The 24401-nt window shown below is 40.1% G+C and carries 26 protein-coding genes; 1 reads left to right on the top strand and 25 read right to left on the bottom strand.

The features are described 5' to 3' along the window. Positions 1-87: 87 nt before the first annotated feature. The 18 genes from mfd to metG all read right to left on the bottom strand — a co-directional run bounded on the left by mfd (position 88) and on the right by metG (position 19045). Positions 88-3621, bottom strand: a complete 3534-nt coding sequence (gene mfd, locus IQ283_RS23795) for a transcription-repair coupling factor (protein ID WP_194222600.1) — start codon at positions 3619-3621, stop codon at positions 88-90. 232 nt (positions 3622-3853) lie between these two features. Continuing rightward, positions 3854-4084, bottom strand: coding sequence for an anti-sigma-F factor Fin family protein (locus IQ283_RS23790; RefSeq protein WP_194222599.1), 231 nt, complete (start codon positions 4082-4084; stop codon positions 3854-3856). 57 nt (positions 4085-4141) lie between these two features. Then, on the bottom strand, positions 4142-4699 hold the full coding sequence (gene pth, locus IQ283_RS23785; protein ID WP_194222598.1) for an aminoacyl-tRNA hydrolase: 558 nt from the start codon (positions 4697-4699) through the stop codon (positions 4142-4144). A 121-nt stretch (positions 4700-4820) separates the two neighbouring features. Continuing rightward, on the bottom strand, positions 4821-5471 hold the full coding sequence (locus IQ283_RS23780) for a 50S ribosomal protein L25/general stress protein Ctc (protein WP_194222597.1): 651 nt from the start codon (positions 5469-5471) through the stop codon (positions 4821-4823). A gap of 76 nt (positions 5472-5547) precedes the next feature. Next, positions 5548-6498 carry a ribose-phosphate diphosphokinase gene (locus IQ283_RS23775; protein WP_194222596.1) on the bottom strand — a complete coding sequence of 317 codons (951 nt, stop codon included), beginning with the start codon at positions 6496-6498 and terminating at the stop codon, positions 5548-5550. A 114-nt stretch (positions 6499-6612) separates the two neighbouring features. After that, entirely contained in the window at positions 6613-7980 is a 1368-nt protein-coding gene (gene glmU / locus IQ283_RS23770; RefSeq protein ID WP_194222595.1) for a bifunctional UDP-N-acetylglucosamine diphosphorylase/glucosamine-1-phosphate N-acetyltransferase GlmU, read from the bottom strand. A 190-nt stretch (positions 7981-8170) separates the two neighbouring features. After that, complete coding sequence (spoVG, locus tag IQ283_RS23765; protein WP_098445913.1) at positions 8171-8461, bottom strand: septation regulator SpoVG; 291 nt, start codon at positions 8459-8461, stop codon at positions 8171-8173. 258 nt (positions 8462-8719) lie between these two features. Further along, on the bottom strand, positions 8720-9094 hold the full coding sequence (locus tag IQ283_RS23760) for a RidA family protein (protein ID WP_194222594.1): 375 nt from the start codon (positions 9092-9094) through the stop codon (positions 8720-8722). Next, positions 9091-9945, bottom strand: coding sequence for a pur operon repressor (gene purR / locus IQ283_RS23755; protein ID WP_194222593.1), 855 nt, complete (start codon positions 9943-9945; stop codon positions 9091-9093). Before purR ends, IQ283_RS23760 begins: the two co-directional genes overlap by 4 nt. 61 nt (positions 9946-10006) lie before the next feature. Further along, on the bottom strand, positions 10007-10876 hold the full coding sequence (ispE, locus tag IQ283_RS23750) for a 4-(cytidine 5'-diphospho)-2-C-methyl-D-erythritol kinase (RefSeq protein WP_194222592.1): 870 nt from the start codon (positions 10874-10876) through the stop codon (positions 10007-10009). 174 nt (positions 10877-11050) lie between these two features. After that, positions 11051-11233: a small, acid-soluble spore protein, alpha/beta type gene (locus IQ283_RS23745; RefSeq protein WP_194222591.1), complete on the bottom strand. Its 183-nt coding sequence runs from the start codon at positions 11231-11233 to the stop codon at positions 11051-11053. Positions 11234-11373: 140 nt separating this feature from the next. Continuing rightward, entirely contained in the window at positions 11374-11631 is a 258-nt protein-coding gene (gene veg, locus IQ283_RS23740) for a biofilm formation stimulator Veg (RefSeq protein WP_098445908.1), read from the bottom strand. 291 nt (positions 11632-11922) lie between these two features. Next, complete coding sequence (yabG, locus tag IQ283_RS23735) at positions 11923-12801, bottom strand: sporulation peptidase YabG (protein ID WP_194222590.1); 879 nt, start codon at positions 12799-12801, stop codon at positions 11923-11925. Positions 12802-13004: 203 nt separating this feature from the next. Further along, positions 13005-13898: a 16S rRNA (adenine(1518)-N(6)/adenine(1519)-N(6))-dimethyltransferase RsmA gene (gene rsmA, locus IQ283_RS23730; protein WP_194222589.1), complete on the bottom strand. Its 894-nt coding sequence runs from the start codon at positions 13896-13898 to the stop codon at positions 13005-13007. Then, entirely contained in the window at positions 13895-14452 is a 558-nt protein-coding gene (gene rnmV, locus IQ283_RS23725) for a ribonuclease M5 (protein WP_194222588.1), read from the bottom strand. The genes rsmA and rnmV overlap by 4 nt, the downstream gene beginning before the upstream one ends. Before the next feature lie 155 nt (positions 14453-14607). Next, complete coding sequence (locus IQ283_RS23720; protein ID WP_242057459.1) at positions 14608-15894, bottom strand: G5 and 3D domain-containing protein; 1287 nt, start codon at positions 15892-15894, stop codon at positions 14608-14610. Positions 15895-16054: 160 nt separating this feature from the next. After that, positions 16055-16825, bottom strand: coding sequence for a TatD family hydrolase (locus IQ283_RS23715; protein ID WP_194222587.1), 771 nt, complete (start codon positions 16823-16825; stop codon positions 16055-16057). Positions 16826-17104: 279 nt separating this feature from the next. Then, complete coding sequence (metG, locus tag IQ283_RS23710; protein ID WP_194222586.1) at positions 17105-19045, bottom strand: methionine--tRNA ligase; 1941 nt, start codon at positions 19043-19045, stop codon at positions 17105-17107. A gap of 536 nt (positions 19046-19581) precedes the next feature. On the opposite strand from metG, the gene IQ283_RS23705 reads away from it, so the two are divergent. Then, the gene (locus IQ283_RS23705) at positions 19582-19860 is read left to right on the top strand and encodes an AbrB/MazE/SpoVT family DNA-binding domain-containing protein (RefSeq protein WP_136948810.1); all 279 of its coding nucleotides are present in this window, start codon (positions 19582-19584) and stop codon (positions 19858-19860) included. A 51-nt stretch (positions 19861-19911) separates the two neighbouring features. Here IQ283_RS23705 and rsmI read toward each other — a convergent pair whose 3' ends face one another. The 7 genes from rsmI to IQ283_RS23670 all read right to left on the bottom strand — a co-directional run bounded on the left by rsmI (position 19912) and on the right by IQ283_RS23670 (position 24392). After that, a complete protein-coding gene (rsmI, locus tag IQ283_RS23700; RefSeq protein WP_194222585.1) occupies positions 19912-20781 on the bottom strand; it encodes a 16S rRNA (cytidine(1402)-2'-O)-methyltransferase in 870 nt (289 codons plus the stop codon). After that, positions 20741-21043, bottom strand: a complete 303-nt coding sequence (locus IQ283_RS23695; protein WP_194222584.1) for a GIY-YIG nuclease family protein — start codon at positions 21041-21043, stop codon at positions 20741-20743. The genes rsmI and IQ283_RS23695 overlap by 41 nt, the downstream gene beginning before the upstream one ends. Continuing rightward, positions 21030-21767 (bottom strand): tRNA1(Val) (adenine(37)-N6)-methyltransferase, encoded by a 738-nt coding sequence (locus IQ283_RS23690; RefSeq protein ID WP_194222583.1) that lies wholly within the window; start codon positions 21765-21767, stop codon positions 21030-21032. The genes IQ283_RS23695 and IQ283_RS23690 overlap by 14 nt, the downstream gene beginning before the upstream one ends. A gap of 89 nt (positions 21768-21856) precedes the next feature. Then, on the bottom strand, positions 21857-22201 hold the full coding sequence (gene yabA, locus IQ283_RS23685; protein WP_098445898.1) for a DNA replication initiation control protein YabA: 345 nt from the start codon (positions 22199-22201) through the stop codon (positions 21857-21859). Positions 22202-22217: 16 nt separating this feature from the next. Next, a complete protein-coding gene (locus IQ283_RS23680; RefSeq protein WP_194222582.1) occupies positions 22218-23045 on the bottom strand; it encodes a PSP1 domain-containing protein in 828 nt (275 codons plus the stop codon). A 4-nt stretch (positions 23046-23049) separates the two neighbouring features. Further along, entirely contained in the window at positions 23050-24036 is a 987-nt protein-coding gene (holB, locus tag IQ283_RS23675) for a DNA polymerase III subunit delta' (RefSeq protein WP_194222581.1), read from the bottom strand. Between the two features lie 26 nt (positions 24037-24062). Beyond that, positions 24063-24392: a cyclic-di-AMP receptor gene (locus IQ283_RS23670; RefSeq protein WP_048313368.1), complete on the bottom strand. Its 330-nt coding sequence runs from the start codon at positions 24390-24392 to the stop codon at positions 24063-24065. Positions 24393-24401: the final 9 nt, after the last annotated feature.

Here is a 24401-nt window from a genome sequence, read left to right as displayed (position 1 = left end):
CTACAATATGTTTCCATTAGTATCCTTTCGAGGTATCAGTTCTATTCACAAACCTGTCAAAATTATGAGATTCATCCAAAATCGACTTTAATTCGCATTCATTGGCTGTTTTACTGCTTGCTTCACTTTCTTTAAGACTTTCTCAACAAGCTGTAGGTGAGCTTTTGTATCAAGACCTCTTCCTTTCACCGTTACCTTCACTTTATTTCCATCTGCTCCTAAAGCTAACTTATTTCCAAATTCATTCGCTACTTCAAAAATTGTTTCCCCACCAATCGTCTCTCGAGCAGATTCATGGAATAGAAGTTGTATATCTTTTTTACTTCGGCCAACTTTCTCAACCTTAACTTCTTTGGCAATCTCTTTCATGCGGGAGACCTGGAAAAGATAGTCCACTTCTTCAGGAAAATCACCGAAGCGATCCATCATTTCATCTTGTAAGTCCATAATATCTTTCAACGATTCAATTGATCGGAAACGTTTATACATATCGATTTTCTGTTTCTCATCGTTAATATACGTACCAGGAATATAGGCATCTACTTCAAGGTCAATTTCAACGCTAAATGCCTTCTCTTTCGGTGCATCACCTTTTCTTTCTTCGATGGCATCTTTTAACATTTGAGAATATAAATCAAAACCAACTGAATCAATAAACCCATGCTGTTCCGCACCTAGAAGGTTACCAGCACCTCGAATCGAAAGATCTCGCATCGCAATTTTAAATCCAGAACCTAGCTCAGTAAATTCCTTAATCGCTTGAAGACGTTTTTCCGCTACTTCGGTTAAAACCTTATCCCGTTGATAAGTGATATAAGCATAAGCTACTCGGTTGGAACGCCCAACGCGACCACGTAGTTGATAGAGCTGAGAAAGCCCCATTTTATCCCCATCATATACGAGCAGTGTATTGACATTCGGAATATCAACGCCTGTTTCAATAATCGTTGTACTTACAAGAACATCGTAATTCCCATCAAGAAAATCAATCATCACAGACTCAAGCTCCGTCTCAGTCATTTGACCGTGTGCAAAGCTGACTCTTGCTTCAGGAACTAGTGTACGAATTTGGTCTGTCATGTATTCAATTGATTCCACTCGATTATAAAGGAAATAGACCTGTCCCCCTCGAGCAAGCTCTCTTTCAATTGCCTCTCGTACAAGCGTGCCGCTATATTCAACCACATACGTTTGAACTGGGAAGCGATTCTCAGGCGGGGTCTCGATCACGGATAGGTCCCTCACACCTAACATCGACATATGAAGCGTTCGTGGAATTGGCGTTGCAGTAAGAGTAAGCACATCGACATTCGCTTTTAACTTTTTAATTTTCTCTTTATGTGTTACTCCAAAACGCTGTTCTTCATCCACAATAAGTAATCCAAGCTCGTTATAGGTGACGTCCTTTGATAAAAGACGGTGCGTACCAATAACAATATCAACGGTCCCATTTTTCAATCCTTTTAACGTCTCATTTTGCTCTTTACGTGAGCGAAAACGACTTAATAAGCCAATGTTAATCGGGTGATCTGCAAAACGCTCTTGAATCGTTGCAAAATGCTGCTGAGCTAGAATTGTAGTTGGAACAAGCAAGGCTACTTGCTTTCCGTCCATTATAGCTTTAAAAGCGGCACGGATACTGACTTCTGTCTTACCGTAACCAACATCTCCACAAAGCAATCGATCCATCGGACGTGTTTTTTCCATATCCTCTTTAATTTCTTGAATGGCTCTAAGCTGGTCGTCTGTTTCTTGATAAGGGAAGGCAGCTTCAAATTCTCTTTGCTCTTCCGTATCTTTCTCAAAGCTGTGGCCAACGCTTGCTTCACGTTCTGCATACAATTTAATTAAATCGTCTGCAATATCTTCAACGGAAGATTGTACTTTACGTTTAACTTTCTTCCACTCTGTTCCACCAAGCTTATATAGTTTTGGTTCTTTTCCTTCAGATCCAACGTACTTCATCACCTGATCAATTTGTTCAACTGGTACATACAAGTTGTCATTACCAGCATAGCTCACATACAGGTAATCCTTATGAATACCACTCACTTCAAGGGTTCGGATACCGAGATACTTTCCAATCCCATGATTTACGTGAACGATATAATCGCCTACTTTTAGCTCTGAATAACTCTTGATTCGCTCAGCATTAGACATCTTTTGAGAGCGACGCGGTTTTTTCGACTGTTTCGTAAACACTTCCGCCTCTGTTAGAACAGCTAGCTTTTGCATCGGCAGTTCAAATCCACCATTAAGACTTCCGATTAATATCTGTGGCTGCTGATGAGAGATCGGCGTATCTTGTTCGACCATCATCGCATTAATTTCATAATCCTCTAGTACACGTTCAAGTCGTTTACGTCTTTCTTCCGTTGCTGCAAGAAAGACAATCGCCATACCGCTTTTCTTCCATCGTTCAATCTCAGTACTTAATACTTTCATCTGACCATGGAAATTTTGCATCGCTTTACTTGAAGCATTAATGATATTCTCAGGATTTGTATAGGGAACATGTCGTAAGAAAATCGATAAATAGATAGTTGAGTGTATAGGCTTAGCGAATAACGTATCATAAGATCTCGATAGGGAAACAGACGAGACAATCTCTCCTTGATTGAGAAGAGCTGTTTGCCATTCTGCTTCTTCCTTATCCAGATCAGATGACATTTCCTGAATGCGACTCACTTCATCAAAAACGACCAGACCATCATCGGGTAAATAGTCTAGCAAACTCGCAGGCTGATCGTAATAGAAGTCCATGTATTTGATAACACCCTGAAAATTTTGCTGGCTTTTTAATTGATCAATTTCGTAAGTAATGTTTTCATGCATTGCTTCTTTTACTTTCTGATCCTTCACTTTCTTTAAGGAACTCTGAAGTTCTTTTTGAAGACGTTCTGCCCCTTTTTCATAGTGCTCAGGGAATAAAACAACTTCGTCTGCTGGTCCTATCGTAATTCGTTCTGTTTTGTTAGCAGAGCGCTGAGACTCGATGTCAAAAAATCGAATCGAATCAACTTCAGTATCAAATAACTCAATTCGTATTGGGCTATTTTCAGTCAATGGATAAATATCTATGATACCACCACGCACACTGAACTCCCCCGGTGAAGATACCATTGGTACTCGTTCATAACCCATCGCTACAAAAGTAGCGAGTGTTTCATCCAAAGGAATATCGTCGCCTACTGCAAACGAAATCTGACTTCTTTCCCAGATACTCTTCGGTGGTAAATATCTTCTTACTCCCGAGATCGGGGCAATCACAATACCATTGTTATTTTTCATCCAATAATTTAAAGCTTCCATTCGCTGCCCTCTTAATTCCGGGCTAGCAATCGCGATTTCCGAAGAAATGAGTTCATTAACTGGGTATAAGTAAACTTCGTCTGGTGAAACAAGCTCACACATGTCTTCATATAGCTTTTGAGCTTGATATAAATTATGGGTAATAATCAGCTGGGGGCGCTTTGTTTCATGATAGAGAGAAGCCATTAGGAACATCCGAGCAGAACCAGCTAGCCCTGCAACAAGTTGTTCTTTAAGACCCTCTTTCACCCCGGTAAAAACGGATTGGAATTCATCGCCCTTACTAAAATATTCTCTTAAGCCTAACATCGGTAGGTTATTCTCCCCTCTCACTCTGAAAAGCGCAAGCGCACATGTAGTCCCAAGAAGCGCTTCCACCAATTAGTCAAAACAGATCTTGATTGTTTTGAAAAAGGCGAAGCAGCCCAAGGGACCTGGCACTGAAGCTAGACTTCTCTTAAATTTATATTCTATAACACAAACTAATGTTTATAATCATTCTGTTAACGCAAAAATGCTTTGGACGAACTCCCAAAGCTTCTTACTGAATAAATGTATCAAGCTCATGAAAAGAAGGCGTACGCTCCATAGCTTCATGACAATCTTCACAAATGGCTTTCACTTCAATTGTACCATCGTGGTGGTAATGAACCATTGCTTGCCGCTCCTCTTCAGTGAGCTGCTGAAATCCGAGTTCATCAGCTGTGTGATTTATCTGTGACAGTCTTCCAATCTCAGCTCTACAGTGACGACATACGTAATGAATATCCATAACAGATCCTCCCTGTTCCTAACTTTTACTAGTATGGACGGGAGAATAGAAGGATATTCACGTGTTATATTGATTCATTACTTCTGGGAACGACGTCGTTGTCCATGCTTCACAAGCTTTGACCGTCTGTTCAATGGCAAGCTGAATTGGCTCTGCCTCTTCTTTAGAGAATGGCTTTAGAACGTAGTCAATAACGGACTGTCTGGCAGATCGATCAATTCCTATCCGCACTCTCTTAAAATCTTGAGTATGAATGTGCGTGATAATCGACTTCATCCCATTGTGACCACCGGCGCTACCTTTTTGACGAATTCTCACTTTACCAGTAGGAAGGTCCAAATCATCGTAAATGACTAGCAAATCATTCACTTCAATATTAAAGTATTCCATCAAAGGACGTACCGATTCACCTGACAAGTTCATATATGTTTGCGGTTTTAAGAGGTACACTACTTCTCCGTTTACTATACCTTTCCCATAGATCCCTTGAAATTTCTTTTGATCTAAAGATATGCCTAAGTCTTTCGATAGCTGATCAATAGCCATGAATCCTACATTATGTCTTGTATTATCAAATTTCTTCCCCGGATTACCGAGGCCTACAATTAATTTCAACAGCTGACGCCCTACCTTTCATTATTTTTATTCTATCCTATCAAAAATGCGACCACTTATTCACCTGTTAGCTCATTATCTTGAAAAAAAGACGTAACCCGTTCGGTTACGTCTTCGAAGTTTATTCGGTTTTCGTTGTTTCATCATCAGTTTTTTCTTGATCTGCTGGTGGCTCTTCAGCCACTTCATCAGCTTCTTCTTCGTCTTCAGCAGGTTCTTCCGTCGGAGGAACAATCGAAGCGATTGGCTCTTCAGCGTCTAGAAGAATTTCGTATTTATCTCCTTTTGGAAGATCTCCCGCTTGAATAGCGTCTCCAATGTTAAGTTCAGCAATACTAACGTCGATGCTATCAGGGAAATCGTTCGGCTTCGCTTTTACGAGAATCTCGTGAAGCATTTGCTGAACAACGCCACCCTCTTTGCTACCTGCAGCTTCGCCAGTCAAATGAACTGGAACCTCTGCTTCAACTTCCTTGTTAAGGTCAACTGAATAGAAGTCTACGTGAAGAACTTGATTCTTGATTGGGTCAACTTGCATGTCGTAAACCATGACTGGGTAAGTGCCCTGTCCTTCAAAGTTCAATTCAATAACGCCGTTTTTTCCGACCTGACGATATACTTTAATGAACTCTAAAGCGTCAACCTGTACCGGTGCGCTTTTGCGGTCTTTACCGTAAAGAACAGCCGGAAGACCTTCTTCTGTTTCGCGTAATGTTCTAAGTTCACTTCTTTTTTTCGTATTACGATCTAATGCTTTTAATGTTGCTGCCATTTGAAATCACCTTCCTGATTAGGTTTTACTCTTCTATATGGATACCCATAATCACGAGGCAATAAACATAATTTATTTAATCAAATAATTTACTTACAGAAAGTTGCTCATGAACACGGATGATTGCTTCACCAAGAAGAGGTGCAACAGATAGTTGTGTGATTTTATCGATTTGCTTATCATGCGGAAGCGGAATCGTATTTGTGATAGCAAGTTCCTTAATTTTAGATTGATCGATGCGTTCAATAGCTGGTCCTGATAAAACAGGGTGCGTACAGCATGCAAAGACTTCTGTCGCTCCATTTTCGATCAATGCATTGGCTGCTAAGGTAATTGTACCGGCCGTATCAATAATGTCGTCAATAATGATTGCCGTTTTCCCTTCAATATTACCTACAATATTCATGACCTCTGCTACGTTTGGACGTGGACGACGCTTATCAATAATAGCAATTGGTGCCTTCAGTCGCTCAGCAAGCTTGCGAGCACGAGTTACACCGCCATGGTCTGGAGATACGACAACAATATCTTCAAGGTTCTTTTCTTCAAAGTGTTTAGCGAGAGTCGGAACCCCCATTAATTGATCAACAGGAATGTCAAAGAATCCTTGAATCTGAGAAGCATGAAGATCGAGTGTAATGAGTCGAGTTACTCCAGCAACTTCAAGTAAGTTTGCAACTAACTTCGCCGTAATGGGTTCACGAGACCTTGCTTTACGATCCTGACGTGCATATCCATAATAAGGGAGTACAATATTAATTGTTTTAGCTGAGGCTCTCTTTAGCGCATCAATCATGATAAGAAGCTCCATAATGTTTTCGTTTACTGGAGCACAAGTTGATTGGATAACGTAAACGTCACACCCACGAATACTCTCTTCAATGTTAATCTGAATTTCCCCATCGCTAAAGCGAACAACAGAACATTTCCCCATCGGAACACCAATATGTTCTACGATCTCTTCTGCAAGATCAGGATTCGAGTTTAAACTAAACACTTTCAAGTTTGGATCTAAATAATTAGCCATTGGCCGGTACCCCTCCATTAATTAGTAAGAAAAGCGCGAGCGTCTTAATCACTTCAAAACGATTATGCATTGTAGTAAGACACCAAGAGTTCAAGCTTTCTTATCTTCTTAAAATTAACTATCCTTCTTTTTCGTTGCGTAGTCTTCTTTATTCGTCTGACGAGAACGAGCAATTGATAGCGCCTGTTCAGGAACATCATCTGTGATCGTCGATCCAGCAGCAACAGTTGCACCTTTACCTACCGTTACAGGGGCAATCAAATTCACATTACATCCAATGAACGCGCCATCTTCAACTTTTGTTAGGTACTTTTTCTTACCATCATAATTTACTGTAATAGAACCACAGCCAAGATTCACATCTTTACCAATTTCAGCGTCGCCAACATAGCTTAGGTGGGAAGCTTTGCTACCATCACCCATAACGGATTTCTTTACTTCAACGAAGTTTCCAATCTTCACTTCGTTCCCAATTTGTGAAGCTGGACGAACGTGTGCGAAAGGACCAATATTGACAGCATTTCCCACTTCGCTATCATGAATAACCGATTGTTTCACAACGCTCTTATCTCCAACTTTACTATCCTTAATTTCAGAGTTAGGGCCGATCTTAGCTTCATTACCAATAGTGGTTCTGCCAGTTATAGTGGTTCCTGGATAGATAACAGTATCTTGACCAATCACTGCTTCTGAAGAAATATATGTTTGATTGGGATCAATTAACGTAACGCCATTACGCATATGTTTCTCATTAATTCGTTTTTTCATCGCAATTTCAGCTTTTGAAAGCGCGACTCGATCATTTACGCCCATTGTTTCATCAAAATCTGCTGTTTGATAGGCGCTTACGACCTCACCTTGCTTTTGAAGAATTTCAACAACATCTGGAAGATAATACTCTCCCTGAGCATTTTCATTCTTAACGAGCTGAAGCGTCTCAAAAAGGGTTTTGTTATCAAAACAGTATGTACCTGTGTTAATTTCCGTTACTTTCTGCTCAGCTTCACTTGCGTCTTTCTGTTCGACAATTCGTTGAACACTTCCATTCTCATCCCGGATAATTCGACCGTATCCAAATGGATTATCCGCATCTGCTGTTAGAATCGTGGCTTTTGCACCCTGATCTTCATGATAAGTCAATAGTGCATCCATTGTTTCTTTCGTAATTAAAGGGGTATCTCCACATACGACAAGGGTGACGCCATCCTTATCGGATAGGGTGTCTTGAGTCTTCATCACAGCATGCGCTGTACCAAGCTGTTCTTCCTGGAGGACATAATTCACTCGACTACCAAGCTGGTCACGAACCTTTTCAGCGCCGTGACCGACGACAGTTACAATGTTTTGGAGCTTAAGTTCATCAAGTTGATCAACAACATGCTCTACCATAGGCTTCCCACAAACGGGGTGAAGCACTTTATAAAGCTTTGATTTCATCCGTGTTCCCTGACCTGCTGCTAGCACAACTGCAAATCTATTCATGTATATGGTTCCTCCATTGTATCCTATTTTTCCACTTTGACTATATCTCAAAAACCCCTCATTTTCAAGGAAGTTCCCCAAATCCTCAGCATATAAAAAGTTGGAAAAGAAAGGTCTATGACTTTTTTCTAAATGGAGCTAAATTTCTGGTCAAATAAAAAAGCCCGGTCAGTTGACCAGACTTTTACGATTAGGAAGCTCCAGCTTCCTCATAAGCAGCTTCCATTTCACCAACACGGTGATATTCAGCTAACACAGCTGTTTGAATCTTTTCCCTTGTATTCGAGGAAATTGGATGAGCGATATCGCGAAACTCTCCATCTGGAGTTCTTTTGCTTGGCATCGCTACAAACATGCCGTTATTCCCATCAATGACGCGAATATCATGAACGACGAATTCATGATCCATTGTGATGGAAGCGATTGCGCGCATGCGTCCTTCCGTATTCACACGACGTAGGCGAACATCTGTAATTTCCAACTTGAGTGCACCACCTTTTTCCATTAATTAGAGCATATATGCACTATTCAACTTCTAGTTATTAATTCCTTCTTCTAAATATAAAAAATGTTATAAAAATTTAGTTGCTTTCATCCTAAGATTCTATTCCAGAATAAAAAATCGACTGAAACAAGCTAAATTAATCACCTTAGTGACATTCACTCCAAAAACTTAAATAAGTCAGAAAAAAGTTTCATAAATAAAAAACCCACTCAGCGGATGAGTGGGTTCAATTGATTAGCCTACTAGGGCAATTACTTCTATTTCGATAAGGGCATCTTTTGGAAGACGCGCAACTTCAACACAAGATCTTGCGGGTTTATGTGCATTGAAATATTCACCATAGATTTCATTGATCGCGCTAAACTGGTTCATGTCTTTAATATAAACTGTAGTTTTTACGACATTCTCGAGTGAAGATCCGGCAGCTTCTAGAACAGCTTTCACATTTTGAAATACTTGATGAGTCTGGTCTTCTATCGCTCCATCAATGAGCGTTCCATCTGCTTTAAGCGGAATTTGGCCAGAGCTATAAAAGATGTTGTTCACGATCATTCCTTGTGAATAGGGGCCAATCGCTTCTGGTGCTGATTTCGTATAGACTGTCTTCATTCGTTCTCCACTCCTTCTGTTAATGGCGTAAGAAATTTCTTGTAATTCCCTGGCGCAACCTGAATCGATCGCTCTTTCATATCGACTCCACCAAGGTTCATCATAGATACGTACTCTTCAACTAGTCGTTCTTCGCCTTCACCCTCAGCCTCAACAAGCACTCCAATTCCAGCAACGTCTGCTTGAAATTCTTCAAGCAAATTAACCATTCCTTGAATTGTTCCACCAGCCTTCATGAAATCATCTACAATCAAAACGTTCGCTCCTGGTTTCAAACTTCGACGAGCAAGCGCCATTGTTTGAATTCGTTTTGACGATCCTGATACATAGTTAATACTTACTGTTGAGCCTTCAGTGACCTTGCTATCGCGTCTAACAATGACAACCGGAACGTTAAGATGACTTGCAGCAGCATACGCAAGGGGGATTCCTTTCGTAGCAACAGTCATCACACAATCAATTTTACGATCAGCGAAAACAGACGCAAATAAGCGGCCAACCTGATTCATAATTTCCGGATTACCGAGGATATCTGTTAAATACAAATAACCACCCGGAAGAAGACGATCAGGACTTTCTAGAAAATCGCATAGTTCGCCAACCACACGATCTGCTTCTTCTTCACTAATAAGGGGCATGTATCTTACGCCTCCAGCTGCACCTGGAACGGTTAATAACGATCCAACACCCTGTTGTTCAAAATTCTCTTTAATGATGACCAAATCCTCACTTATAGATGATTTAGCCGCCCCGTATCGCTCTGAGAAATAAGTTAGTGAAACTAACCGGTGTGGATGCTCTAATAAATACCTTGTCATATCCACTAGCCGAGAACTTCGTTTCATCTTCATAGAAGAACCTCCAAAAAATCCGAATAATTAATCATAATATATCACTAATGTACGGATTTATTCAAGGGTTCTTCTCACCTAATAGACGTACCGCATAAACTTGACCACAGAAACCTCTTAAACCGTTATAAATTCGTTGCATGCGCGATTCATGTCGCGTAAGACCAAAGACGGTTGGCCCACTGCCACTCATTAGCACACCGTCTGCTCCGAGGCTTTCCATCTTTTCTTTAATTTGACGTACTTCAGGATGAAGTTTCAATGTAACATCCTCGAGAACATTACCAAGGCGCTGACATATCGCTTCATAATTTTTTTCCTCTATTGCTTGCATCATTCCTCTTACGTCTGGATGGTTCATCTCTGCTGTTCTAAGGCGTCGATATACATCTGCTGTCGATACCCCAATAGAAGGCTTAGCAAGAATCACCCAACAAGGAGGTGGTGCATCCATTGGCTGAATAATTTCTCCACGTCCTTTTGCAAGAGCAGTGCCACCATATACACAAAACGCAACGTCTGACCCTATCTCAGAACCAATATTAGCAAGCTCATCATAAGTTAAACCTAATTGCCAAAGCTCATTAAGTCCTCGTAATGCCGCGGCAGCATCACTGCTTCCTCCAGCAAGACCAGCAGCAACTGGAATTTGCTTATCAATCTTGATCGATAAACCCTGCCGAATGTTGAACTTTTTCTTTAATAATGCTGCAGCTTGAAAAGCTAAATTCCTTTGATCGTCTGGAACAAAACCGCTTGTTGATTCAATAACGATTTCATTTCGTCTCAATTCCGTTAACTCAAGTCGATCTGCAAGATCGACATTCGTCATAACCATTTCTACTTCATGAAAGCCATCAGGTCGTTTATGAAGCACATCGAGTGCTAAATTTATTTTCGCCGGTGCTTTCACACTCAGTTTTCTTTTCATCTCGTTCACCTACATTTTCGTCCTACCGTTCGACATTTTAACTTACTGTGAATTATTGTAACACAACAAGCCTAAAAGAAAGAAACGGAATAGGATGCAACCACGGAAGAGTTTAACTTCTCTGCAACAAAAAAAGAACCCTGACTATTAGTCAGAGTTCAATCGTCACAGGGTTCAGTGTTTTGGTTGGTTTGCAAGTTGCTCCTCAGCTAGTTGAATAGCACGCTTCACGATGTTACCTGCATCGCGAGCTTTTATTCCTCCCCAACCTTCTTTCTGAACCGTATCATAAAAACCAAGCTCTTTCGCAATTTCTTCTTTCAATTGATCAGACATAATCCCTTTACGTCTTGCCATGCGAATCAAGCTCCTTTCTATCCTGTAACACTCTTAGTGTGAGGATCGAAAGCCATCGCTATACTGCCAATATGTAACCAAAAGAAGGAGAAAAATTATTTATTCCCAAATAAAGCAAAAAAGCAGTTAGACCATTTGCCTTAACCGCTTACTGCCGCTTGTTCTTCATTAAATGTAATTTGTACTGTATCTGTTAGAATATCTGTGTAGCTGTATGACACACGCTCAAATGCGTTCGTGTCCTGATCCAGCTTAACAATGAACACTGCCGGGTAGGTTTCTTCAAGGATGCCTGAACGTTGAATTGTCTTTCTGCGACCTCCGTTTGCCTTTAAGGTCAACCGTTTGCCAACCTGAGATTGTAACGTTTGTTTGATCTCAATAATCGTTTTTGCCATCGGAACCTCCACCTCACTTAGACAAATTATAACATCTTTTGCATCATCTTGTCAAATAAAACTTAAATTATAACAACGAAGCAAAAACAATGTCAATTGTTATTTACTGATGATGTGTATTTTTATTGTTTCTTAATTTGTCGAAAAATATGTATACTCATTGAAATATGCTGGTTATCTCAGGTTTCGCAAAAGAACATTTCTCTATTCTAGCCCCTTTCAACGAGGATATTTTTTTATTAAAACTGACATAAAAAAGCGAACGGATGGATATGTATTCCACCCGTTCGCTCACTCTGAATAATCCTCCTGGTCCTTCATAGGCATACCTGTGCGTAGAATTCCTCTTGTTTCTACTCCACCAAGTCCATCTTCACCAGTCAACGTGTTTCTAAGAGCGTCCCAAACATTAACGTGATCAGTAAAAGATGTGAGTGCAATTTTGGATACGATAAAAACTGGATCAAGCATGTGAATGTTGATTCGAGCTGGAGAGCTTGCAAAATTAGCCCCTGCACGAATGAGTGACTCAAAATGAGACTGACACGCTCCAGCAAAAATAACAAGGTGATCAAGATTCGGAAAAACACTTCTCACTTCTTTTACAGCTCGAACAAAGTACCGTGAATTTCGGTACGATTGAAGATCCTTTTTCTCGCCTTTATGTTTTGTATACGCATCATGCCCTGTGATAACCAAAATATCTGGTCTAACATTGTTAACTAATTTGATAATATTCTCCGGTATTTCGCTTTCCTTCATATATAGCCCATAAACCGGAACGCCAAGACGCTTATACATTTCCAAGCATTTACTAAGGTATAGTGGATCCCCGTCAATATGAAGAATTTTCCCCGGGAGTTCAAAAAAACTTGTTTCTTTCTTAAAATGACTAGTTGCCGAATATTCTCGCTTCATTCGCAACAGTTGATAGTCTTGTCGAAACAAACGAAAGGAATAGTCTTCTTTCTCTTTGGACTGCTCCCGTCTCATTTTGTGTTCATTGGAGTCAATTACCACCAGGTCGTCAAACGGGGCATCTGCGATTAGCCTCATATCCTCGCCCACGAGCTCCGCTGACTTACTTGACTCATTCATCCTTGTTACTCGAAAGATTAAGTCACAGCCATATGAACGCCTGGCAACGATATCTCCTTCTTTCATCGTCATTATCTTCCCTCCACACCGCTTGACCTGAAAGACTAAACAGCATCTCCTTTACCTACTATATGAGAACTTTAAGAAAAGATGATTTATATAGAAATGAGAACTTGGTTTACCTTCACTGATTATTAGGAAGATGTTCGAATCATGAAAACTAAAAAACACCCCGGAAGTTAGTTTTTAACTCTAACTCTCGGGGTGCACCACCATCAAGGTGTTTTTTTAGTTTCATTTGTTCTGCTATAAAAAGCATTACTCAACGCCGCGAATTCTTCCATTGAGAGCGTTTCGCCCCGACGTGTTCCATCAATCCCTGTCTCTTGTAATACTTCCTCAATCATTGGCTTTTGCTCTTTACTTAAAAGATTATTTTGCAAATTGTTCAATAAGGTCTTTCTACGTTGACCGAAGCTTGCTCGAATCACTTCAAAGAAATAGGCTTCATTCAAAAGATCGACAGGAGGCTCCTGACGCAGCTCCAAGTGAAGAACGGATGAATCTACATTGGGCTTTGGTACAAAAACGGTTTTTGGTACTGTGAGAGCCGTTTTAGCCACTGCATGGTATTGCACTGCAAGTGATAATGAGCCGTATTCCTTAGAACCAGGCTTTGCAGCAATACGCTCTGCTACTTCTTTTTGAATCATGACAACGATCCCACGTACTGGTAATTTTTCTTCCAATAACTTCATGAGAATAGGCGTCGTCACATAGTAAGGAAGATTCGCTACTACCATCAAATCCTGACCCTCTTCAAACTCTTCTTCAATCACTTGACGAACATCCGCTTCTAACACATCACTATGACGTATGTGAACGTGTGGATAAGGAGAAAGAGTGTCTTCTAGAATAGGGAGCAGACGCTGATCAATCTCAAATGCCACGACCTTTTTAGCTTGTTTTGCTAGTTTCTCTGTTAAGGCTCCAATACCAGGCCCAATCTCGATAGCGCCAGAATTCGGTGATAACTTAGCCTGGTCTACAATTTTTGTTAGGACATTCGAATCAATTAAAAAGTTCTGTCCAAGACTTTTCTTAAAAGTAAAACCATGTTTAGATAAAATTTCTTTTGTTCTAAAAGGGGTTGATATTTCTTTATTCATTTCTCTTCCTCCTGTAACACTTCTTCCAAAGCCTGACTAAACTCTTCTCTTGAAATTTGAAACATTTGTAGCCGTTTGAAAAGCTGCTTTCCATTCATATAGCCCATTTGCAACCGATCTCCTAAAGCTTTTCTTCTCTCCTTAGAACGATCGCCTACAACCAGACCAGCAGCGATAAGATCCTCCCATTCAATCAAAACATCTGGAGCTTCTATCTCTTCTCTTACTGAAAGAATGGCTTCTTGAATATCCTGAATAGAGGCATGTTCAATTCCAACTTTCTTTCCATTAGATGAGATGGCACGTTTTTTATTTAGAAAGGCGTGTTTACAAGAAGGCAGTCGGTCACTAATGATTTGACGAATTCTTGTACCAGGATAATCTGGATCTGTAAAAACAATTACGCCTCGTTTCTTCCAAGCAAGCTCAATACGTCTAAGCGTCTCTTCGCTAATCTCAGATCCATTCGTTTCTAGCGTATCCGCATCAAGCGCTCGTTTCACAGCCAATGTATCGTTTTTGCCTTCTACGATAATGATTTCTTTTACTTTCACTCTGTTTCCTCCATAATACATAACCGATTCTACCCTGTTATTATAACTACACGTGAATTTTTATAGTTTCTCTCATAAATCTTTTCTTTATCATACAAAAAACACAGAGAGAGACTTTCCCCACTCTGTGTTATTAGCATACCATATCTCGATCACTAATCGAGAATTGTAATTTGAACAGTCTTGTTTCCCCATGCGTAAGCTGCAGACTTCGAAGAGAAAAACACATCAATCTTGTTACCTTTAATCGCACCACCCGTATCAGCCGCAATAGCCGTTCCATATCCTTCTACGTGAACTTTTGAGCCGAGGGGAATCACACTAGGATCAACCGCAATGATTTTCGCATCAGGATTAGATTTTAAGTTAAAGCCCGTAGATGTGATACCTGAACAGCCAGCACAATTTGCCGTATAAGCTGTCGTCGATACGTTCATTACCTTCCCTGACGACTTACTTTCAGGTTTAGATGGTGATTTTGAAGTTTTTGTAGCAGGCTTACTAGCTGTCTTTGTTGATTTAGATTGAGTTGAAGGGGCACTGCTAGTTTTCACAGCTGTTTGTGTAATAACCTGGGTACCAACAGCAACGATTTTGTCACTGCTTTCCTTCACTACATCGGTTTTCTTAAGCTCACGGGAAACCTCTTTACCATTTTCTAAAACAACTTCGTAATGTTTCTCCCGCTTGCCTTCTTGTCCGTCTTCTAGGACTGTTTCTTTACCTTTTTGAATTGAACTATCATTCTTCTTAATCGTTGCATAGTCAATCGTCTCTTCCACTACATCGGTGACCTTTTCCACTCGAATCACATTGATTTCCGAGTTCGCTGTAACGTCCTCATCTTTTTTGGGTTCTACGCGATCAAGTTCTCCAAGTTGTATATTCTGCTGTTCTAAAAAGCCAGCGACCGTAGTCGAAGTTGTCCAAATCTCTTTTTGTTTCCCACCGTCGTTTACCGCAACTTTGAAAGCTTCATCAACGGCAATCGTCATATTTTCTTTCAATTCATCATCGAGTGATACAGACATTTGATCATGCTTACCGAGCTCCATGTTTTGATCTTCAAGAAACCCTTTCACTGTATCTTTGGTGGACCAAACTTGTTGGTTATCCCCATTAATCGATAGCGTTACTTGAAAAGCCGGTTTCCATTCAACCACATCTCCAGCCTCAACCTTGGCTGATAAATCGTGACTTAAATAATCATGAGAACCAGGATTCAATTCTTCATCCTTTAATAACTCCGCAACTGTATCTGCATGTGTATCTACCGGCTTCTCTTCCCCATCAAGGACAAGCGTGACCGAAGCTTTTGTAGTTTCAAACACGATAAAGCCGGAGACTAAACCTAGTACAATTACACTTAAACAAATCATGAATACGTTCTTTCCACCCTTAACGCGAGCAAAAAAGTTTTCCATGTTCGATTTCATTGTCATAGTTACCCCCTGAACCGACTGTGTTTCAAAAAGAAAAGCTTCTTACTTATCCCCAATTGCTAGTTTAGTAGAAAAGGCATCTACTTTGATCTTGTATGATGGGAGAAGTTATTTTTAAAAGCATCCTATCATTTCTTTTCAACGACAACGGTCTTTTTTATTAGCGACTAATACCGAATAATGTCATAGCATTTTCGGATGTTCTTCTTGCTAATTCTTCATAATCCATTTCTTTCAAATCCGCAATTTGTTCAGCGATGAGCTTCACATATGAAGGTTCATTTCGCTTCCCGCGGTTTGGGTGTGGTGCTAGAAAAGGACAGTCCGTTTCAATTAGCAAACGATCAATTGGTATTTCTTTCGCTACTTCTTTTGGTAGTTTAGCGTTCTTAAACGTTACTGGTCCACCTAGAGAAATGTAGAAATTCATATCAAGGCACTCATTAGCCTCTTCTACAGTTCCAGCGAAACAGTGCATGATGCCACCTACCTCAGCTGCATTTTCTTCTTTCAATACATCAATGACATCTCGCGTCGCTTCACGATTATGTATGATGATCGGTAATTTCACTTTTTTCGCAAGTTGAATTTGCTTACGAAAAACATCTTTTTGTATGTCATGAGGTGATTTGTCCCAATGATAATCAAGTCCCATTTCACCGATTGCTACTACTTTTGGATGACCAGCAAGTTCTTCAATCCACTCAAGGTCCTCTTCTTTCATATCAATCGCATCAACAGGATGCCAACCTACGGCTGCATAAAGAAAATCATACTGTTCAACAAGTTCCATAGCATGTGTTATCGTTTCACGATCAAAACCAACAACAACCATCTTGCTTACTCCCGCTGTCTGGGCACGCTCAATTACTTCTTTTTGATCTTCGGAAAATTGTTCAACATTCAAATGCGTGTGTGTGTCGAATAACATGTCAAAACTCCTTCTCCGCTCTAGTACGATGCTAGTGTACCAAATGTCCTAGTTATTTTCTAAGTCTAAACAGTTTCATTTTAATTACATTTTGTTTACAATGCTCACAAAATAAGTTAGAATATTCTGTATATTAAGGTGTTTTGGTTCTTTTTTATATACTTATCTTGCAACTCAAAATGGAAGTTTAGTCACAAATAGCAAAGTAAATGGCAGGGATTTATTGTGAATTAGAAAGTAAAAAAGACCCGGTCTATTTTAAGACCGAGTCATGAGTCATTATTTGATTTGTGTTCCATTTGGCAAGCTTTCAGCAATAGTCGACAATTTCAGCTCGCCGTCATGCTCACCTGCTAGAATCATACCTTCAGATAATTCTCCTCTAAGCTTTACTGGCTTAAGATTGGAAACACAAACAACTTTTTTGCCGATGAGTTCCTCTGGTTTATAATGTTTTGCAATTCCTGAAACAACTTGTCTCGTTTCATAACCAAGATCTAATTTTAATTTCAATAACTTATTGGCTTTTTTCACCGGCTCTACTTCAAGTACTTGGGCGACTCTTAAATCAACTTTTGTAAAGTCATCAATTGAAATCTCATCTAAATCTGGTTTTTCAATTGGCGGTGCTTCCTTAACGACATTGCCACCCATTTGTTCAACTATATATGCAACCTCTTCTTCACGGTCAAGTCTTGGGAAAAGCGGAGCATCTTTTTGAACCGTTGTACCACCGAATCCTTTTTTGAATCCTAATGATTCCCAGCTTGTTTTCTCGCCTTCTTCAATACCTAGCTGTGACCAGATCTTTTTAGGCGTTTGCGTAAGGAAAGGCTGCAATAGAATACCCACTTGTCTCAATGATTCAGCGAGGTGAACCATTACAGCACCAAGCTTGTCTTTATGAGTTTCTTCTTTAGCAAGAATCCATGGTTCTGTTTCATCAATGTACTTGTTCGTTCGACTAATGAGCTGCCAAATCGAAGCAAGGGCAACTGAAAACTCCATGTTTTCAAGAGAGGTCTCTACTTTGGAAATTGTTGAATCTACCATCTCTACAAGAGTATCATCAAAATCTGTGACCGATCCTTCATACAGAGGTACTTCACCGTCGAAGTACTTAGCGATCATCGCTACTGTTCGATTTAACAGGTTGCCGAGATCGTTCGCCAAATCATGATTGATTCGCTCCACAAAGCTCTCAGGTGTAAAGACGCCATCTGAACCGAACGGTACTTCACGCAATAAATAATAACGTAAAGCATCAAGTCCATAGCGATCAATTAAGGTAACTGGGTCAACCACATTACCTTTGGATTTAGACATTTTTCCATCTTTCATTAACAACCAACCATGAGCAAAAACTTTCTTTGGTAACGGCAGGTCTAGTGACATCAGCATAATTGGCCAGTAAATCGTATGGAAACGAACGATTTCTTTCCCAACAAGATGCACATCCGCTGGCCAGAACTTATTATAAAGCTCATCATTCTCAGTGCCATACCCAAGGGAGGTGATGTAATTGGACAATGCATCGATCCAAACATAAATGACATGTTTCGGATCTCCTGGAACTTTAACACCCCAGTCAAAAGAAGTTCTTGATACCGCAAGATCCTCAAGACCAGGCTTGATAAAGTTATTGATCATTTCATTTTTTCGAGATTCCGGCTGGATAAACTCGGGATTGTCTTCATAAAATTTCAATAGACGATCGGAATACTTGCCCATTTTAAAGAAGTAGGACTCTTCCTTTACTTTCTCCACCTCACGTCCACAGTCGGGACATTTCCCATCGACTAACTGGCGTTCAGTAAAGAAGGACTCACATTGTGTGCAATACCAACCTTCATATTGGTCAAGGTAGATATCACCCTTCTCATACATCTTTTGAAAAATCGTTTCGACAATTTCCTCGTGACGCTTTTCGGTTGTACGGATAAAATCATCGTAACTAATGTCTAACTTATCCCACAAATCTTTAATGCCAGCAACGATGTCATCAACATACTTCTGAGGAGTAACCCCCTGCTCGTGTGCTTTCTTTTGGATCTTTTGCCCATGTTCATCCGTTCCTGTTAAATACTGAACATCAAAACCTCTTAAACGCTTGTAACGTGCCATAGCGTCTCCTGCTACAGTTGTGTAGGCATGACCTATGTGGAGCTTTCCACTAGGATAATAGATCGGTGTCGTAATATAAAACGTCTTGTCACCCATGTTGCTTCCTCCTTGATTAAAACAGTGATAAAGTGAAAAGCTTAATTCGTTCTTTAGAACAGTGAATCCCCCACCTTAACGCAAAATTGACTCACGTTTAGAGGTGGGGGCTACTGGATAAAAAGCTCCCGCCCCATGTAGGACGAGAACGTTAGCAACTCTCAACTACAGCCCGCGTTTGCGTATCGCTGTGTAACGTCATTTTGTTCATTCAAGTACAATTCTTCTTCATCAAAATATAACTAATTTAAGGAAGAAATGCAAGGAAGCGGAGCTTAAATCGCGTAACCTACACAAATTTACAATTAATGTCGAAGGATTTACAAGAAAATTGTCGAATCATTTATTTAAGGAAGTCAGGTTTTGGTAATAATATAGTACTTCGAATCCCGTAACAAACCTATTATAGGAAATATTTACCCGATTAAAAGGATTGACGCTTATGGGAAACACTGGTATTATATAGAACATAAATAGAGAAATTTGTCGAATCCTGACGTAATTAATAAAAAATTGGGAATAGGGGAGTATAAAACATGAAATCTACTGGTATTGTACGTAAAGTTGACGAGCTTGGCCGTGTTGTTATTCCGATCGAACTACGCCGTACACTTGGTATTGCAGAAAAGGACGCTCTTGAAATCTACGTTGACGATGAGCGCATCATCCTAAAAAAGTATAAGCCTAACATGACTTGCCAGGTAACTGGTGAAGTATCCGATGACAATCTTGCCATCGGTAACGGCAAACTAATCCTTAGTCGCGAAGGTGCGGAGCAAGTATTGGAAGAAATCCAAAAAGCTCTTGCTAAATAATGAACGTATAGAAAAGCTCCTGCCAATAAAGGCAGGAGCTTTTTTTGTACTCTAAGATTCTACATGATAGGCCTGATACACTTCTCTTTTTGGTAGCTCGCGATCAATCGACACTTGTTTGATCGCATCCTTACTTTTCATTCCGTCATTAATATAGTGTTCTACATGATCTCGTAAGGTGAAATCTTCCCACCAAAGCTCTTCATTCACTTCTTCGGCTATGCCACCTTCGACGATCACACAAAATTCACCACGGATTTCATTTTCTTCAAACCAGCGAAGCACCTCTTCAACTGATCCCCTAATAAACTCTTCATATTTCTTCGTTAATTCTCTTGCTATAATAATTTCTCTGTTTCCCAGAACTTCAAGAACCGCTTTCATCATTTCTTTTAAGCGATGAGGAGCCTCATAGAATAGAACTGGTGAAGGAATTGTTTTTAGCTGTTGTAATTCAATTTTCCGCTCTTTCTTTTGTCTAGATAAAAAACCATAATAATAGAAATGCTGTGTTGGCAAACCTGATGCCACAAGAGCAGTAATTGCTGCATTCGCACCTGGTAAGGGAATAACAGGGATTTCCTCTGCCACACATGCTGACACAATTTCATAACCAGGATCTGAAATAGCGGGCATTCCAGCATCGCTAATAAGGGCAATACTTTGTCCTTCCCTTAATCGCTCCAGAAGTTTATATCCACTCGATTCCTTGTTATGTTCATGATAGCTAATCAACCGTGTCTCAATCTCAAAATGATTCGTTAGCTTTTTTGATTGTCTTGTATCTTCTGCAGCAATAAGATCTACGTCTTTTAACGTCTGAATAGCGCGGAAAGTCATATCATTCAGGTTTCCGATAGGGGTAGGTACGAGATAAAGTTTACCTGTCTCGCTCTCTTTGTAACTCTTCTGACTCCACATGAACTTGCCTCTTTTCTTTTATTATCTTTTCTTTTTGAATACGAGATAGTTGTTTGATCCGATATTCTTCTTGCATTGCTTCACTTTTTGTCTCATATTCCGCTTGATAAACGAGGCGTAGTGGACCTCTCCCCCTCGTATATTTTGCACCTTTTCCACATTCATGTTGAGCTAATCGATGAGATAAGTCCGTCGTATAGCCTGTATAATAACTACCATCTCGACATTCGAGCATATAGACAAAATGACTATAGTTCTTCATAAACATTTCTCATCTCGTCACTATACGTATTATCTTTCTGATAAACGATGAACGGCGGCAACACTTTTAAATCAGGCTTCCCATCTTTAATTCCTTCTATTAATAGCGTATTTGCTTCTTTACCAGCTTTCGGATATACGAGCTGCATTCTCTTAGGTTCAACACGGTATTTTCTCATTAGCGTCACAATATCAAGTAACCTCTCAGGACGATGAACCAGTGATACCTTCCCACCCTGTTTCGCTAAACGACTGCAAGATTGAATAACATCTTCGAGAGTACACATAACTTCATGTCGGGCGATGGTAAGGTGTTCATTTAGATTACGCTGTTCATTTCGCTTACTTTGAAAATAGGGTGGGTTGCATGTTACTGCATCATAAGATTCCTTTAATAACCCAGCAGGTAGGTCCCGAATATCCCCATGATGTAGGGTAAGCTGATCATTAAGGTCATTTAAATCCACACTTCTCGTCCCCATGTCATATAGCCGATCTTGAATTTCGACCGCATCAATCGGAACCTGACTTCTTCTCGATAATAGAAGTGGAATAATGCCATTACCTGTACAAAGATCAATTATTTTACCACGTTTTATCGGCACCCAGGCAAATCGCGCAAGTAGAACGGCATCTAGAGAAAAAGAAAATACCGTTGGGCTTTGAATAATTCTTAATTCATTTTCAATGATGTAATCAATCCGTTCATCATCATATAAATGCATGATGCTTTTCTCCTATCTATTTTAATTCTTTAGTGAACAAGTTATATAATTGTAAAAAAGGTCTTTCCAGATGTGGAAAGACCAAATCACTACTTTTTATTTAAGAACGACAAGCAAAAAAGACAATCTCCCTCTGTCCGGATGCTACCGTAATGGAGATTACAAATATGAAAACCTTCTTGATATAATCTCGCAAGATTATCATATCCTTCTCCAACTTCTGGTTTACCGCGCTTCTTTTTGCCAGATGAATGACTCTTCGGCTCGGAAGTTTGTTCTAACCGCTCTCGCAAGTGGTGATTCTCAATTTCGAGATGGTGATTTTCTTCCAGCAGTCCTGCAAGATGTTCTTTTAGTTCGCCTAATTGTTTGTATAAGTCACCAATCTGTTCTTCCATTGAGCTTACACGTGAAAAAACTTCTTTTTTCTCCACTTCCGTTCCACCTCAATCAATCTGTGGCTTGCGTAGATACTGCGCCGTCTTGTATCAATTCATCAAGCGTATATTCTGTCACGCGGTTGAGTTCAAATAATTCGACCTGAACAAGACGTTCCAGTATATTCAACCCAACAACTTTTCCTTTACCTTGTCCGGTTTGAATCGTCTTCCCAACGTCTGGAAGCTCTTTTTTGCCGGATTCGTATGCATCGTTCTCATATTTCAAGCAGCACATTAACCTGCCGCAAAGTCCAGAAATTTTAGCAGGATTTAAAGATAGATTTTGATCTTTAGCCATCTTAATCGAAACAGGTTCAAAATCGCCAAGCCATGTTGAGCAACAAAGCATTCGGCCACATGGTCCAATTCCACCAAGCATCTTCGCTTCATCTCTTACACCAATCTGACGAAGTTCAATTCTTGTTCTAAAGATGGATGCGAGCCCTTTCACAAGTTCGCGGAAATCTACTCTTCCATCTGCTGTAAAGTAAAAGATGATCTTATTCCGATCAAATGTATATTCAACATCAACAAGCTTCATATCAAGCTTGTACTCTTCAATTTTAGAAACACACACTTCAAAAGCTTCTTCAGCTGCGTGTTTATTATCTTCTACCGCAAGGCGATCTTTTTCATCAGCTATGCGAATTACTTTCTTAAGAGGAAGTACAACATCCTCTTCATCAACTTGCTTGTTTGCTAATACGACTTTGCCAAATTCAACCCCTCTTGCAGTCTCCACGATAACAAATTCTTTGTTGGACACCTGGAGGCTACTCGGATCAAAGTAATAGATCTTCCCCGCTTTCTTAAAGCGAACGCCAACTACTTCATACACAAACTTATCCCTCCCGTAACCTGAGTACTAGCTGTTCCATCACAAACTGCGGGTTTGTGTTTGCACTCAGACGTCTTTTGGCATCAAGTATCGCCATCATATGCTGACTTATCTTCTTTCTCCCGAATTGAAGGGCATAACGTTCGAGCTTATCCTTCTGATCTGCATAGACAATCCGATTATCCTGCAGTTGTATTTTCATTATATCCTTATACCAAAAAAGCATAAGATTAAGTCCCATATCCTGCTGCGTTTTATCCTTAAAATGAGCTAGCCATTTGTCATGGATCGTTAGGAAAACCTGATGAGGTCTTTCCTTCAACTCTTCAGTCAATTGTATCACTATCGCTCTAGCCTGTGCAAACCACTCATCAAGCGCCAACTCCTTTGCTGCACGCTGATCATTCGTTAATTGAGCAGCTAATTTAGCAAGGTGTGGTGTTACTCCGTCATTCACTAAGGCTTGTTCAACCCCATTTGTTGAAAGGGGTTGAAATGTAATAACCTGGCACCTCGAATAAATCGTGGATAGAATATGCTGCTTTTGCTCTGTTAAGAGAATAGCCATCGTCATTTGTCCTGGCTCTTCAAGAAATTTAAGTAAACTATTAGCAGCTTGAGTTGTCATTCGATCTGAATGATTCAATATATAAACTTTCTTTCGAGATTCTACCCCAAGATAAGAGAATTCCTTCTGAAGCTTACGAATTTGATCGATTTTAATCGATTGTCCATCAGGTTCTAGGAGATGAAGATCGGGATGATTTCCAGAATCAATCCTTTTACAGTCTCTGCAGTTTTGACACGGATCGATTCCTGTTCTTTCCTGACAAAAATACGTTTTCGCCATATGAACCGCAATATCTTTTTTGCCTGTTCCTGCCCCACCGTCAAATAAATACGCATGAGAAAGACGTTCTTTCTTGAAACTATTTATGACCATTCTAACAACCGTGGGTTGCCGGTCTTTTAATTCATTCCAATCTGTCATTGCTATCACTCATCCTACCGTGCATATTAAAAATGATGGAAGGCCTCTACTGGAAGAACAAATACCGTTGCTCCTCCAACTGACACTTCAACAGGATACGGTACATAAGAATCTGCATTTCCTCCCATCGGAGAGACCGGTGCCACCATCTGTTCTCTACTCTGACAATTGTCTTTAATAATATCAAGAAGCTTTTGTACACGATGATCTTCCGTACCTACTAGAAATGTCGTATTTCCTGCACGTAAAAATCCACCTGTAGTCGCAAGCTTTGTCGCCTGGAAATTATGATCGACCAGGGCATTGGATAACCGATTGCTATCCTTATCCTGAACGACAGCCATTACTAGTTTCATGTGTATCCC

It is taken from the genome of Pseudalkalibacillus hwajinpoensis (assembly GCF_015234585.1).
GTDB classification, from domain to species: Bacteria; Bacillota; Bacilli; order Bacillales; family Guptibacillaceae; genus Guptibacillus; species Guptibacillus hwajinpoensis_B.
This window is presented reverse-complemented; position numbering and strand designations above follow the sequence as displayed.

Bases quoted from the DNA above. Each gene is read 5' to 3' on its own strand.
- mfd (WP_194222600.1), bottom strand. From the start codon at position 3,621: ATGTTAGGCTTAAGAGAATATTTTAGTAAGGGCGATGAATTCCAATCC.
- IQ283_RS23790 (WP_194222599.1), bottom strand. From the start codon at position 4,084: ATGGATATTCATTACGTATGTCGTCACTGTAGAGCTGAGATTGGAAGA.
- IQ283_RS23780 (WP_194222597.1), bottom strand. From the start codon at position 5,471: ATGGCAGCAACATTAAAAGCATTAGATCGTAATACGAAAAAAAGAAGT.
- IQ283_RS23775 (WP_194222596.1), bottom strand. From the start codon at position 6,498: ATGGCTAATTATTTAGATCCAAACTTGAAAGTGTTTAGTTTAAACTCG.
- glmU (WP_194222595.1), bottom strand. From the start codon at position 7,980: ATGAATAGATTTGCAGTTGTGCTAGCAGCAGGTCAGGGAACACGGATG.
- IQ283_RS23760 (WP_194222594.1), bottom strand. From the start codon at position 9,094: ATGAAGACAGTCTATACGAAATCAGCACCAGAAGCGATTGGCCCCTAT.
- purR (WP_194222593.1), bottom strand. From the start codon at position 9,945: ATGAAGATGAAACGAAGTTCTCGGCTAGTGGATATGACAAGGTATTTA.
- ispE (WP_194222592.1), bottom strand. From the start codon at position 10,876: ATGAAAAGAAAACTGAGTGTGAAAGCACCGGCGAAAATAAATTTAGCA.
- IQ283_RS23745 (WP_194222591.1), bottom strand. From the start codon at position 11,233: ATGGCAAGACGTAAAGGGATTATGTCTGATCAATTGAAAGAAGAAATT.
- veg (WP_098445908.1), bottom strand. From the start codon at position 11,631: ATGGCAAAAACGATTATTGAGATCAAACAAACGTTACAATCTCAGGTT.
- yabG (WP_194222590.1), bottom strand. From the start codon at position 12,801: ATGACGATGAAAGAAGGAGATATCGTTGCCAGGCGTTCATATGGCTGT.
- rsmA (WP_194222589.1), bottom strand. From the start codon at position 13,898: ATGAATAAAGAAATATCAACCCCTTTTAGAACAAAAGAAATTTTATCT.
- IQ283_RS23720 (WP_242057459.1), bottom strand. From the start codon at position 15,894: ATGACAATGAAATCGAACATGGAAAACTTTTTTGCTCGCGTTAAGGGT.
- IQ283_RS23715 (WP_194222587.1), bottom strand. From the start codon at position 16,825: ATGTTATTCGACACACACACGCATTTGAATGTTGAACAATTTTCCGAA.
- metG (WP_194222586.1), bottom strand. From the start codon at position 19,045: ATGGGTGACAAGACGTTTTATATTACGACACCGATCTATTATCCTAGT.
- IQ283_RS23705 (WP_136948810.1), top strand. From the start codon at position 19,582: ATGAAATCTACTGGTATTGTACGTAAAGTTGACGAGCTTGGCCGTGTT.
- rsmI (WP_194222585.1), bottom strand. From the start codon at position 20,781: ATGTGGAGTCAGAAGAGTTACAAAGAGAGCGAGACAGGTAAACTTTAT.
- IQ283_RS23695 (WP_194222584.1), bottom strand. From the start codon at position 21,043: ATGAAGAACTATAGTCATTTTGTCTATATGCTCGAATGTCGAGATGGT.
- IQ283_RS23690 (WP_194222583.1), bottom strand. From the start codon at position 21,767: ATGCATTTATATGATGATGAACGGATTGATTACATCATTGAAAATGAA.
- holB (WP_194222581.1), bottom strand. From the start codon at position 24,036: ATGACAGATTGGAATGAATTAAAAGACCGGCAACCCACGGTTGTTAGA.
- IQ283_RS23670 (WP_048313368.1), bottom strand. From the start codon at position 24,392: ATGAAACTAGTAATGGCTGTCGTTCAGGATAAGGATAGCAATCGGTTA.